Annotated in this window: 10 protein-coding genes; 5 read left to right on the top strand and 5 right to left on the bottom strand. The window is 74.7% G+C overall.

Translation table 11 applies throughout. From position 1 onward, the window contains the following. The first annotated feature begins 84 nt into the window (after positions 1-84). Positions 85-1542 carry an amidophosphoribosyltransferase gene (gene purF, locus AC1RNL_RS03315; protein WP_128190512.1) on the top strand — a complete coding sequence of 486 codons (1458 nt, stop codon included), beginning with the start codon at positions 85-87 and terminating at the stop codon, positions 1540-1542. Here purF and AC1RNL_RS03310 read toward each other — a convergent pair. Continuing rightward, the gene (locus AC1RNL_RS03310) at positions 1469-2692 is read right to left on the bottom strand and encodes a hypothetical protein (protein ID WP_492934430.1); all 1224 of its coding nucleotides are present in this window, start codon (positions 2690-2692) and stop codon (positions 1469-1471) included. The two genes, purF and AC1RNL_RS03310, sit on opposite strands and share 74 nt — an antisense overlap. Beyond that, a complete protein-coding gene (locus AC1RNL_RS03305) occupies positions 2692-3180 on the bottom strand; it encodes a hypothetical protein (RefSeq protein WP_492934429.1) in 489 nt (162 codons plus the stop codon). Before AC1RNL_RS03305 ends, AC1RNL_RS03310 begins: the two co-directional genes overlap by 1 nt. Positions 3181-3288: 108 nt before the next feature. Between AC1RNL_RS03305 and AC1RNL_RS03300 the strand changes: the two genes are divergently transcribed. Further along, the gene (locus tag AC1RNL_RS03300) at positions 3289-6198 is read left to right on the top strand and encodes a cation-translocating P-type ATPase (protein WP_492934428.1); all 2910 of its coding nucleotides are present in this window, start codon (positions 3289-3291) and stop codon (positions 6196-6198) included. A gap of 75 nt (positions 6199-6273) precedes the next feature. After that, positions 6274-7650: a short-chain fatty acid transporter gene (locus tag AC1RNL_RS03295; RefSeq protein ID WP_492934427.1), complete on the top strand. Its 1377-nt coding sequence runs from the start codon at positions 6274-6276 to the stop codon at positions 7648-7650. An 86-nt stretch (positions 7651-7736) separates the two neighbouring features. Here the strand turns inward: AC1RNL_RS03295 and AC1RNL_RS03290 are convergent, their stop codons facing one another. Both AC1RNL_RS03290 and AC1RNL_RS03285 read right to left on the bottom strand, forming a co-directional pair. Then, the gene (locus AC1RNL_RS03290; RefSeq protein WP_492934426.1) at positions 7737-8714 is read right to left on the bottom strand and encodes a hypothetical protein; all 978 of its coding nucleotides are present in this window, start codon (positions 8712-8714) and stop codon (positions 7737-7739) included. Between the two features lie 73 nt (positions 8715-8787). Beyond that, positions 8788-9153, bottom strand: coding sequence for a sterol carrier family protein (locus tag AC1RNL_RS03285; RefSeq protein ID WP_246992448.1), 366 nt, complete (start codon positions 9151-9153; stop codon positions 8788-8790). A gap of 117 nt (positions 9154-9270) precedes the next feature. Here AC1RNL_RS03285 and purD point away from each other — a divergent pair, with 117 nt between their 5' ends. Next, positions 9271-10530, top strand: a complete 1260-nt coding sequence (gene purD, locus AC1RNL_RS03280; RefSeq protein WP_492934425.1) for a phosphoribosylamine--glycine ligase — start codon at positions 9271-9273, stop codon at positions 10528-10530. Next, a complete protein-coding gene (locus AC1RNL_RS03275) occupies positions 10527-11399 on the top strand; it encodes a phosphoribosylaminoimidazolesuccinocarboxamide synthase (protein WP_492934424.1) in 873 nt (290 codons plus the stop codon). Before purD ends, AC1RNL_RS03275 begins: the two co-directional genes overlap by 4 nt. A 137-nt stretch (positions 11400-11536) precedes the next feature. Here AC1RNL_RS03275 and ypfJ read toward each other — a convergent pair whose 3' ends face one another. Beyond that, complete coding sequence (ypfJ, locus tag AC1RNL_RS03270) at positions 11537-12436, bottom strand: KPN_02809 family neutral zinc metallopeptidase (protein WP_492934423.1); 900 nt, start codon at positions 12434-12436, stop codon at positions 11537-11539. Positions 12437-12520 lie beyond the last annotated feature (84 nt).

The raw sequence follows: 12520 nt of genomic DNA, 5'->3' as shown, positions 1-12520 counted from the left end.
ATCCGCCGACGCCGTCCGGGACGCTCCGGGAGCGCGCCGCTCGGTAGGCTGGGGGCCTCCCCTCGCAACAGAAGGAGCTCGCCTGTGTGCGGCATCGTCGGCATCGTCTCCGACTCGAGCGTCAACCAGCAGGTCTACGACGCACTGGCCCTCCTCCAGCACCGCGGGCAGGACTCCACGGGCATCGCGACCGCCCAGGGCCGCTCGATCCACGTGCGCAAGGCGAAGGGGCAGGTGCGCGAGGCGTTCCGCACCCGCGACATGCGCTCGCTGCTCGGCACCTTCGGCCTCGGCCACGTGCGCTACGCGACCCGCGGCGAGGCGGCGAACGAGCTCGAGGCGCAGCCGTTCTACGTGAACGCGCCGTACGGCATCGTGCTCGTGCACAACGGCAACCTGACGAACACCCGCGAGCTCGAGGTCGAGCTCGCGACCGTCGACCACCGCCACGTCAACACCGGCAGCGACACCGAGATGCTCGTGAACGTGCTCGGCTCCGAGCTGCAGTCGCTCGTGAAGGGCGGCGAGCTCGACGCCGACCGCCTGTTCACCGCCGTGCGGCGCGTGCACGAGCGCATCCGCGGCTCGTACGGCGTGATCGCGCTCATCGCCGGCCACGGCCTGCTCGCCTTCCGCGACCCGTTCGGCATCCGCCCGCTCGTGCTCGGCAGCCGCGTCGCCGAGTCGGGCCGCACCGAGTGGATGGTCGCGAGCGAGTCGGTGGCGCTCACCGGCTCCGGCTTCCACCTCGAGCGCGACGTGGCGCCCGGCGAGGCGGTCTTCATCACGCCCGACGGCGAGCTCGCCTCGGCGATGACGCACGACTCCCCCGTGCTGCTGCCCTGCTCGTTCGAGTACGTCTACCTGGCCCGCCCCGACTCGGTCATGAACGGCATCAACGTGTACGAGTCGCGGCTGCGGATGGGCGAGCGGCTGGCCGACACGATCGCGCAGTACACGCCGTCCGGCGCGATCGACGTGGTCATGCCCATCCCCGACTCGTCGCGGCCCGCCGCGATGGAGGTCGCGCGCCGGCTCGGCATCGAGTACCGCGAGGGCTTCTACAAGAACCGCTACGTCGGCCGCACCTTCATCATGCCGGGGCAGCAGGAGCGCAAGAAGTCGGTGAAGCAGAAGCTGAACGCGCTCGAGAGCGAGTTCCGCGGCAAGAACGTGCTCGTCGTCGACGACTCGATCGTGCGCGGCACGACGAGCCGCGAGATCGTCGAGATGATGCGCTCGGTGGGCACCAACACGGTGACCTTCACGTCGGCGGCGCCGCCGGTGCGCTACCCGCACGTCTACGGCATCAACATGCCCTCGCGCGCCGAGCTGATCGCATCCGGCCGCTCCATCCCCGAGGTGAACGAGGCGCTCGGCAGCGACTTCCTCGTCTACCAGGAGGTCGACGACCTGCAGCGCGCGATCCTCGACGGCACCGACATCCAGGGCCTCGACCTGTCGTGCTTCACGGGCGAGTATGTGACGGGCGACGTGACCGATGAGTACCTGGCCTGGGTGGAGCAGACGCAGCTGAGCTGACCGGGTGCCGCGCGAGCGTCGGCGACCACGCGCCGAGCGCCGCGACCAGGCACGCGAGCGCGGCGCCGAGCACCACGTCGGGCAGCGGCACGGCGGCGAGCAGCAGCGCGGCGAGCGCAGCACCCGCGCCGCCCGCGAGCAGGAGCACTGCGCCGGTCGCGGGCGCCAGCCGCACGCCGGCGCGGCGCGCGAGCTCGACGAGGGCGACGGATGCGGCGAGGGCGACCCCGAGGAACGCGGCGGCCACGAGGTCGAGCGCGCCCGGCCGCGCGATGGGGGCCGCGAGCGCCGCGACGCCGCCGAGGGTCGCGACGGCCGGGAGCGCGCGGGCGCCGAGCAGCCGCACGGCGAGCACCGCGAGCGGCGGTCCGAGCAGGGCGCCGAGCGCGAGGGTGAGCGCCGCGGGCCATGCCGGCTGCGGCGACTCGGCGCCGAGGGCCGAGAGCGCGGGACGGAGGGCCGCGATCGCGGCCGCGCCGGCCGCTGCGAGCGCGAGCAGGCCGAGGGCCTGCGGGTCGAGGGGGCGCGGGTCGAGGGGCCGCGGGTCCGCGCCGTGCGCGTCGCCCTCGGGCAGCCGCTCGTCGGCGTCCGCGCCGACGGCTGCGGGCGACGCTGCGCGGCCGGCCGCGATCGCGAGCGCGAGGGCCCCGAGCTGCAGCACCGCGGCGCCCGCGAGCTGCGCGCCGGTCGGCACCCCGAGCATGGCGGCGCCGGCGACGAGCGCGGTGCCGAGCGCGGCGGCGAGCAGCGTGGGCGCGGGCCGCACGCGCGGCGCGAGCGCCGGCTCCGTCGCGGCGGCCGCCGCCGGCCCGTGCAGCTGCAGCCCGGCGGCGAGCCCGAGCGCGGCCGCCGGCAGCACCCCGATCGGCTGCTCGAGCAGCGCGAGCGCGGCCGTCCCCGCGAGCGCCGCCAGGGCGAGCGCGGCGCCCGCGGCCGTCGCCGCCCGCGGCACGAGCCGGCGCGAGCCCGGGAGCGCGAGCACGAGCAGCGCGAGCGCCGCTGCGGCGACCGCGACCGCGGCGCCGAGCGCGAGCGCGACGGGCGAGCCCTCGCGACCCACCGCATCCGCCGCCGTCGACGCCGCGGCGGCGCCCAGCGCGGCCCAGGCGAGCGCGTGCGCGCCCGCGTGCAGCGCCAGGCGCCGGGCCATCAGCCCTCGCGCGGTCGGTCGTCGCCCGGTCGTGCGTCGCCGGGCCGGTCGCCGTCGCCGAGCTCGTCGCGGCGGTCGCCCGCCGGCCCGAGGGGCTCGAAGGCCGCGTCGCCCGCGTCCTCCGGGCCGGAGGGCGAGGGTCGCTCGGCGACGTCGACGTGCTCGGCCGTCACGGTGTGCAGGCGCTTCGAGAGCGCGCGGTCGATGAGCACGGCGACGAGCGCGCCGAGCGCCCCGCCCACCACGAAGCCGACCACGAGCATGAGGCCGATCACGGGCGTCGTGTCGACCGGCTGCCCCGCCTGGTTGACCGCGGGGGGCATCGCCGTCGAGATCCACCATGCCGCGAGCATCGCCAGCAGCGCGCCGATCGCCATGAAGACCCCGTAGCGGGGCGAGCGCCGCACCTGCATCTGCTGCGTCTCGTGCGTCTCACGGTGCGCGCGAGCGCCCTCCTGCTCGGGGGTCGGGTCGGGCTGCGCGTCCATGCCCACCATGATCCCACCCGCCGCCCGTGCGGGTCCGCGCCCCGCGGGGTAGCGTGCGGCGCGGGGCCGTGCCGCAGCGCACGGGCGCCCGGAGGAGGAGGCCGCACCGTGACCATCTCGTCGGGACCGCCTGAGCCGCACCGCGCATCCGGGACCGACGTCGAGGTCGACTGGGCGCTGGTCGACGCCGACGACGCGGTGCGCGCGCTCGGCACGTCGGCCGAGCGCGGGCTCACCGGCGTCGAGGCCGCCGCCCGGCTCGCGCGCCACGGGCCGAACGAGCTCGACGCCGACCCGCCCGAGCCGGCCTGGCGCCGCCTCGTCGCGCAGCTCGTCGACCCGCTCATCCTGCTGCTGCTCGCCGCGGTCGCGATCTCGACCGTCGCGTGGGCGTTCGAGGGCGCGGTCGGGGTCCCGGTGGATGCGGTCGTGATCCTGCTCGTCGTGGTCGCGAACGCCGCGCTCGGCGTCGTGCAGGAGGCGAAGGCGGCCGACGCGGTCGCGGCGCTGCGCGACATGACGGCCGTCGCCGTCACGGTCGTGCGCGACGGGCGCACCGAGCGGCTGCCGGCGGCGGCGCTCGTGCCGGGCGACCTGCTCGTGCTCGCCGAGGGCGACGCGGTCGGCGCCGACGCGCGGCTCGTCGCGGCGTCGTCGCTGCAGATCGCCGAGGCGGCCCTCACCGGCGAGTCGGCGCCCGTGACGAAGTCGCCCGCGACGCTGCCGTCGCCCGTGCCGCTCGGCGACCGCACCGACCTCGTCTTCAAGGGCACGGCCGTCACGCAGGGCTCGGGCCGCGCCGTCGTGACCGCCACCGGCATGCGCACCGAGATGGGGAGGGTCGCGGCGCTGCTCGCCGAGACCGAGCAGGAGCCGACGCCGCTGCAGCGCGAGATCCACCGGGTCGGCCGCACCCTCGGGGTCGCGGTCGTGGTGATCGCCGTCGTCGTCATGGTCGCGGTGGGCGCGACGAGCGGCATCGGCTCGGTGCAGGCTGCGGTCGACGTGCTGCTCATCGGCGTCTCGCTCGCGGTCGCGGCGGTGCCCGAGGGGCTGCCCGCGATCCTGTCGGTGGTGCTGTCGATCGGGGTGCAGGCGATGAGCCGGCGCGGCGCGATCGTGAAGTCGCTCTCGTCGGTCGAGACGCTCGGCTCGGCGACCGTCATCTGCTCCGACAAGACCGGCACGCTCACGCGCAACGAGATGACGATGCTCAAGGTGCGCACGCGCTCGGGCGTCGCCGACATCTCGGGCGTCGGCTACGCGCCCGACGGCGAGGTGCTCGTCGACGGCCGCCCGCTGCTCGCGCAGGACGCGGCGCTCGACCTGCGGGAGGAGGACATCGTCGTGCTCTCGGGCGGCACGCTCGCATCGAACGCCGAGGTGCGACAGGCGGAGGACGGCACGTGGGAGGTCGTGGGCGACCCGACCGAGGCGGCGTTCGTGGTGGCGGAGCGGAAGGCAGGCCTCGCCGAGCGGCGCCGCGAGCGCTTCGCCCGCATCGGCGAGGTGCCGTTCACCTCGGAGCGCAAGCTCATGTCGGTCGTCGTCGAGGATCGCGAGCACCGCGACGGGGCCGGCGGGCCCCTGCCCGTGCTCATCGCGAAGGGCGCGCCCGACGTGCTGCTCGAGCGCTGCTCGCGCGTGCGGCAGGGGCTCGAGACGGCGGCGCTGACCGACGAGGACCGCGCCCTCGTGCACGCCGACGTCGCGGCGATGTCGGCGGATGCGCTGCGCACGCTCGCCGTCGCCTACCGGCCGCTCACGCGCGCCGAGCTCGCGGCCGCGACCGGGCCGGACGGCGCGATCGACGCCGCGGCCGGTCTCGCCCTCGAGCGCGACCTCATCCTCGTCGGCACGGTCGGCATCATCGACCCGCCCCGCGCCGAGGCGGCGCGGGCGATCGACGAGGCCCGGCGCGCCGGTGTGCGCGTCGTCATGATCACCGGCGATCACCCTGCCACGGCGCTGCGCATCGCCCGCGACCTCGGCATCGGCGGTGACCGGGCGCTCACGGGCGCCGACCTCGACGGGCTCGACGCGGATGCGCTCGCGCGCGCCGTCGAGGAGGTCTCGGTCTTCGCGCGGGTCGCCCCCGAGCACAAGCTGCAGCTCGTCGAGGCGCTGCAGCGGCGCGGCCACGTCGTGGCGATGACGGGCGACGGCGTGAACGACGCGCCGGCGCTCAAGCGCGCCGACATCGGCGTCGCGATGGGCATCACCGGCACCGAGGTCTCGAAGGAGGCCGCCGCGATGATCCTCACCGACGACGACTTCTCGACCATCGTCGCGGCGATCCGCCAGGGGCGCGTGATCTTCGGCAACATCCGCAAGTTCCTCCGCTACCTGCTGTCGTCGAACATGGGCGAGGTGCTGACGATGCTGCTCGGCGTGCTGCTCGCCGGGTTCCTCGGGCTGAGCGGCCAGGGCGAGGAGATCGTCGTGCCGCTGCTCGCGACCCAGATCCTCTGGATCAACCTCGTCACCGACTCCGGCCCCGCGCTCGCGATGGGCGTCGACCCCGAGACGGAGGACGTGATGGCGCGCGCCCCGCGCCGGCCCGAGCAGCGGGTGATCGACGGCCGCATGTGGGGCTGGATCCTCGCGATGGGCGCGGCGATGGCCGCGGTGACGCTGCTGGCCCTCGACATCCACCTGCCGGGCGGCCTCGTCGACGGCGACGCCGGCGTCGAGACGGCGCGCACGGCGGCCTTCACGACGCTCGTGCTCGCGCAGCTCTGCAACGCGCTCAACGCGCGCTCCGAGACCGCCTCGGCCTTCCGCGGCCTGCTCGCCAACCGCTGGCTGTGGGCGGCGATCGCCTTCGGCGTCGTCACGCAGGTGCTGGTCGTGCACGTGCCGCTGCTCCAGGCTGCCTTCGGCACCGCGTCCCTCTCGCCCGGCCAGTGGCTGCTGTGCCTCGCGCTCGCCTCCTGCGTGCTCTGGATCGACGAGCTGCGCAAGCTCGTGGTGCGGGCTTGGGGGCGGGCAGGGATGCGTCACGCCCACGGGCGCTGACGGCCCTCACCTGCGGCTATGGTCGGAAGCGGTGCGCGCCGGCGCGCCCTTCCCATGCACACAACGAGGTGAACCATGCCGAACGCCCCTGCAGAGACCCGCGAATCGGGCGCCCCGCTCGCCCGCGCGATGCGGCCCATCAACACCGTCGTCGAGCGCTGGATCCCCTCCGCGCTCGTCTTCGCGATCATCCTGACGCTCGTCGTCGCGCTGCTCGCGCTGACGGTCACGCAGACGAACCCCGTCGACCTCGTCGTCGGCTGGGGCGACGGCCTGTCGGGCCTGCTCGCCTTCATGACGCAGATGGCGCTCATCCTGCTGCTCGGCCACATGCTCGCGAACACCCGGCCCGTGCGCCGCCTGCTCACGCACCTCGCCGCACTGCCGCAGACGCCCGTGCAGGCCTACCTGTTCGTCTTCGTCATCGCCGCCGTCGCATCCCTCATCACCTGGGGCCTCGGCCTCGTCGTCGGCGGCCTGCTCGCCCGCGAGGTCGCGGCCTCGGGCAAGGAGCGGGGCCTGCGCCTCCACTTCCCGATGCTCGTCGCGGCCGGCTTCTCCGGCTTCGTCGTCTGGCACATGGGCTACTCGGGCTCCGGCCCGCTCACGGCCGCCACGCCAGACTCGTTCATCGCCGAGCACCTCGGCGGCCAGGTGATCCCGGTCTCCGAGACGACCTTCGCGCTGCCGAACATCATCGGCGCGGTCGCGACGATCGTCGCCGTCGCGGTGGCGCTGTCGCTCGTCGCGCCGCGCGGCTCCGACCGCATCGTCGAGCTGCAGTTCGACGCCCGCGAGCAGCTCGTCGAGCACGAGGAGGAGGTCGTCACGCCCGCCGACCGCATCGACGCGAGCCGCGTCGTCACGCTCATCGTCGGCGCCGCGCTCACGCTCTACCTCGTCGTGCACTTCGTGCAGGGCGGCACGATCACGCTCGACATCGTCAACTGGTCGTTCCTCGCGCTCATCTTCCTGCTGGTGCGCAACCCGTTCGAGATCATCCGCCTCACGAAGGAGGCCGCCTCGAACGTGGGCGAGATCCTGCTGCAGTTCCCGCTCTACGCGGGCATCCTCGGCATGATGACGTCGTCCGGGCTCATCCAGGTGCTGTCGGATGCGTTCGTCGCGATCGCGAACCCGGTCACGTTCGGCGTGCTGGCGCTGCTGTCAGCCGGGCTCGTGAACTTCTTCGTGCCGTCGGGCGGCGGGCAGTTCGCGGTGCAGGCGCCGATCCTGCTCGACGCCGCCGAGCGCATCGGCGTCGACCCCGCGATCCCGATCATGGCGGTCGCGTACGGCGACCAGTGGACGAACATGATCCAGCCGTTCTGGGCGCTGCCGCTGCTCGCGATCGCGGGGCTGAAGATGCGCGACATCCTCGGCTACACGACCGTGACGCTCATCGCATCCGGCCTCGTCTTCGCGGCGGTGCTGGTCATCTGGTCGCTCTGACGCACTGACGCGCTGACGAGGCACGCTGGCCCTCTCCGCTCCGGAGGGGGCCGGCGGCGTCTGTGCAGCAGCCGCGCGCCGGGCGCTCAGCGGCGGTGCTGCAGCAGCGAGTTCAGCGTGAGCGACGTCTTCGAGAGCGAGCTGGTCGCGAGCGACGAGCGGGTGAGCGAGGAGCCGCGGCGGCGGATGCGCTCGTTGTCGGCGAGGTCGAGGCGGCCGATGAGGGCGGTCACCTCGTCGGAGGGGTTCGGCAGCTGGCGCTGCTGCACCCGCGCGGCCTCATCGATCCCCGCCTGGCGCACGCGGTCGGCCGCCTGCCGCCCGGCGTCCTGCAGCTGGCCCACCTGCTGCTGCACGCGCGAGTCGACCTGGCGCCGCAGCTGCTCGATGCGCGCGAGCCGGTCGGAGCCCGGCGCCTGCTGCGGCTGCGGCTGGCGCTGCTGGCCCTGGTACGCGGCCTGGCCCTGGTAGCCCTGCTGGCCCTGGTAGCCCTGCTGGCCCTGACCCGGGTAGCCCTGCTGCCCCTGGCCCTGCCGCTGAGGCTGCGGCTGCGGCTGGCGCGGGGCCTGCGGGCGCGGCTGCTGCGGCCGCTGCTGCGGCGACGCGTGCACCTGCGGCTGCGCTCCGGAGCGTCGCGCGCGCTCGCCCTCGACCTCGCGCGCCGCTGCCTCGATGCGCTCGCGCCATGACTGCGGCACCGCGTTCTGCAGGTGCTCGGCCTGCCCGACCGCCTCGCCGTAGCGCTGCCCGGCCTCCCGCCGCACCTGCTGCACGCCGCCGCGCACCTGCTCGCGCGCCCGCTGGCCGGCGCCGCGCAGCACGCCGCGCAGCGACGTGAAGCCGCCCCGCACCATCGCGAGGCCGATGATCGATGCGGCCGCCGACAGGATGAGCGGGATGAACGCGGTGTCGAAGGCGCTCTCGATCCCGACGACGAGCGCCGACTGGCCGATCCAGCCGATCCACTGCAGCAGGCCCGGCACGCCGTTGAACAGCAGGATGGCGCCGATCACCATCGTGACGAGGGGACCGATGAACCCCTGCGGGCGGACGACCTGAGCCATGGGTTCAGTATGGCCCTCCGCACCTGCGCGCGACGGGCGGATGCGCGGGTCGGTGGCGACCCTCGCCGGCGGGTCAGCCCGCGGTCGGGCGCACGAGCGGCAGCCACGGCGAGACGTCGGCGCGCACGCCCGAGGCGCGCACCGCGCCGCGACCCACCGCATCCGCCCACGCCTCGCCGCCGGTCGCGAGCGCGAGCCAGGTCGCGGCGTCGGTCTCGACCACGTTGGGGGGCGTGCCGCGAGTGTGCCCGGGGCCCTCGACCGCCTGCACGGCGCCGAACGGCGGCACGCGCACCTCGACCGACTTGCCGGGCGCCCGCTCGGCGAGGCACTGCAGCGTGTAGCGCACCGCGAGCGCCCGCTCGGCGCGCCCGGCGTCGGGCGCGAGCGCGGCGCGCACCGCGTCGGTGCCGTCGAGATCGGGGATGCGCCTGGCCACGTCCGACAGGCTAGCCGCGGCCGGCGACGTGGTCGCCGGGTGACCGCCGGGCTCCCTCATCGCCGATGCATCGAGCCCGTCGGCCCGGCGGGCTCGCCGCGTTCGTAGAATGGGCGCGTGCGGATCCTGGTACTCGGCAGCGGCGCGCGTGAGCACGCCATCATCGCGGCACTCCTCGAGGAGGGCGGCCACGAGATCACGGCCGCGCCCGGCAACGCCGGGATCGGCGTCGAGGTCGAGGCGGTGCGCGTCGACATCAAGGACCCGCAGCTCGTCACCGACCTCGCCGTCGACGGCGGCTTCGACCTCGTCGTCATCGGCCCCGAGGCGCCCCTCGTCGCGGGCGTCGCCGACGCCCTCAAGCAGTCAGGCGTGCCGGTCTTCGGCCCCACGAGGGCGGCCGCCGCCATCGAGGGCTCGAAGTCGTTCGCGAAGGCGGTCATGGCGCGGGCCGGCGTGCCGACGGGCTCCGACACCACGGCCGTGACGCTCGACGACGTGCGGGCCGCGCTCGACGCATCCGCTCCCCCGTGGGTGCTGAAGGCCGACGGGCTCGCCGCCGGCAAGGGCGTCATCGTCACCGACGACCGCGCCGCGGCCGAGGCGCACGCCGAGGCGTTCCTGCCCGACGGCCCCCTGCTGATCGAGGAGTACCTCGCCGGGCCCGAGGTGAGCCTGTTCGTGCTCACCGACGGCGAGCACGCCGTGCCGCTCGCGCCCGCGCAGGACTTCAAGCGCCTCGGCGACGGCGACACCGGCCCCAACACCGGCGGCATGGGCGCCTACTCGCCGCTGCCGTGGCTCGCCGAGCGCTTCGGCAGCGAGCAGGCCTTCGTCGACGAGGTCGTCGAGACGGTCGCGCTGCCCACGATCCGCGCGATGGCCGAGGCGGGCACGCCCTTCACCGGCCTGCTGTACTGCGGCCTCATCGTCACCGACGACGGCGTGAAGGTCATCGAGTTCAACGCGCGCTTCGGCGACCCCGAGACGCAGGTGGTGCTGCCCCGCATCGAGTCGGGACTGGCGGATGCGCTGCTGGCGGCCGCGAACGGATCCCTCGGGTCGGCCGCGCCGCTCGTGTGGCGCGACTCGGCGGCGGTGGCCGTGGTGCTCGCGAGCGAGGGCTACCCGGGCGACCCCATCACGGGCCGCCTCATCACCGGCGTCGAGGATGCCGAGCAGCTCGAGGGCGTGCGGGTGCTGCACGCCGCCACCGGCCGCGGGGAGCAGGGCCTGACCGCCACCGGCGGCCGTGTGCTCAACGTCGTCGGCACCGGCGCGACGCTCGCCGAGGCGCGCGAGCGCGCCTATGCGGGGCTCGGCAGGATCTCGCTCGAGGGCGGGCAGTCGCGCTCCGACATCGCCGCCCGGGCATGACCGGGCTCGACGGCTGGGAGCTCGCCTACTCGGGCAAGGTGCGCGACCTCTACGTGCCGGTCGGCACCGAGCTCGCGACCGCGCCCGAGATGCTCATGGTGGCCTCCGACCGCGTCTCGGCCTTCGACCAGGTGCTCGAGCCCGCGATCCCCGGCAAGGGCGAGCTGCTGACGACGCTGACGCGCTGGTGGATCGACCGGCTGGCCCTCCCGTCGCAGCTCGCGCCCGACGCCGACGCCCGCACCCCGGACGCTGTGCGCGGCCGCGCGATGCTCGTGCGCACGCTCGACATGCTCCCGGTCGAGTGCGTCGTGCGCGGCCGCGTCACCGGCTCGGGCCTCAAGGAGTACCGGCAGGTCGGCTCGATCTCGGGCGTCGCGCTGCCGGCCGGCCTCGAGGACGGCGATGCGCTGCCCCAGCCGATCTACACGCCGGCCTGGAAGGCGCCGCAGGGCGAGCACGACGAGAACGTCTCGTTCGAGCGCACGGTCGAGCTGGTCGGCGCCGACGACGCGGCCGCGATCCGCGACCTCGCGCTGCGCGTGTACGCGCAGGGCGCGTCGATCGCGGCCGAGGCGGGCGTCGTGCTCGCCGACACGAAGCTGGAGTTCGGCCGCGACCGGGACACCGGTGAGCTGGTGCTCGCCGACGAGGTGCTCACCTCCGACTCGTCGCGGTACTGGGACGCCGCGGCGCTCGATCAGGGCCGCGTGGAGTCGTTCGACAAGCAGATCGTGCGCGACTGGCTCGCCGCGAACTGGGACGGTGCGGGCGAGGCTCCCCGGCTGCCCGCCGACGTCGTCGAGCGGACGGCGGCGCGCTACCGGGAGCTCATCGAGCGGTTGACCGGGTCGCCGCGCGTCGAGTAGCGGCTGCGTCGACGAGCGGCGGGGATCTCGATACGCCCGACTGCGTCGGGCTACTCGATCAGCGGGGTGGAGCGTCGGGCTACTCGGTCAGCGGGGTGGAGTGAGTCCGTCGGGCTGCTCGATCAGCGGGCGGGCGCTCAGACCTCGGGCGCGTTCCAGGTGTCGCAGGCGCCGACGCCCTCGTTGAAGCCGCGCGCCAGCCAGTTCATGCGCTGCTCGCTCGAGCCGTGCGTCCAGCCCTCGGGGTTGACGCCGCCGCCGCCCATCTCCTGCAGCGCGTCGTCGCCGATCGTGTGCGCCGCGTTCAGGGCGTCGTTCATCTCCTGCTGGGTCGGCTCGACGAGCACCGGCGCGCCGCCGTCGTCGTCGGTCGTCTGCGAGGCGCCCGCGATCCAGGCGCCCGCGTAGCAGTCGGCCTGCAGCTCGCTGCGCACGGCCGACGACTGCGGGCCGGAGTCGCCCTGCTGCACGCGCTCGAGCTGGCCGGTGATGTTCTGCACGTGGTGGCCCCACTCGTGCGCGAGCACGTAGAGCTGCGCGAGCGTGCCGCCGGAGGCGCCGAACTGCTCGCGCATCTGCTGGAAGAACGTGGTGTCGATGTAGATCGCCTGGTCGGGCGGGCAGTAGAACGGGCCCACCGCGCTCGTCGCGGCACCGCATCCGGTCTCGACCTGCCGGTCGAACAGCATCACGCGCGGGTCGGCGTACTCGATGCCGTTGGCGCTCGCCGTCTCGGTCCAGAAGCGCGACATGGAGTCGGCCCCGCCCTCCATGCGGCACGTGACGTTGGCGGGGTCGTTGGCGTCCTCGCCGGTGCAGCCCGTGACCTCCTCTCCCTGCGACTGGCCCTGCGAGGGCGGGCTCGCGTCCTGCGGCGCGAGGCCCGTGAGGTCGACGCCGAAGAACATCGACGCGAGCACGAGGATGAGCGTGAGGATGCCGCCGCCGCCGACGGCGATCGCACCGCCGCCGCCTCGACCGCCGCCGCCGCGGCTGACCGTGGAGGTGTCGAAGTTGGCATCGCCCCTGAACGTCATAGCGCACACAGTAGCCCGGGATCCCGCCCGTCGGCCGGGAACGTGCTCCGACCCTCGGCGGCGCGCGGCGCATCCGTAGAATGG

This window comes from Agrococcus sp. GW821-FHT14H11, assembly GCF_058803545.1.
The sequence above is the reverse complement of the archived record's forward strand: the minus strand, read 5'-3'. Positions and strand labels throughout refer to the sequence as shown.

Bases quoted from the DNA above. Each gene is read 5' to 3' on its own strand.
- AC1RNL_RS03310 (WP_492934430.1), bottom strand. From the start codon at position 2,692: ATGGCCCGGCGCCTGGCGCTGCACGCGGGCGCGCACGCGCTCGCCTGG.
- AC1RNL_RS03305 (WP_492934429.1), bottom strand. From the start codon at position 3,180: ATGGACGCGCAGCCCGACCCGACCCCCGAGCAGGAGGGCGCTCGCGCG.
- AC1RNL_RS03295 (WP_492934427.1), top strand. From the start codon at position 6,274: ATGCCGAACGCCCCTGCAGAGACCCGCGAATCGGGCGCCCCGCTCGCC.
- AC1RNL_RS03290 (WP_492934426.1), bottom strand. From the start codon at position 8,714: ATGGCTCAGGTCGTCCGCCCGCAGGGGTTCATCGGTCCCCTCGTCACG.
- AC1RNL_RS03275 (WP_492934424.1), top strand. From the start codon at position 10,527: ATGACCGGGCTCGACGGCTGGGAGCTCGCCTACTCGGGCAAGGTGCGC.
- ypfJ (WP_492934423.1), bottom strand. From the start codon at position 12,436: ATGACGTTCAGGGGCGATGCCAACTTCGACACCTCCACGGTCAGCCGC.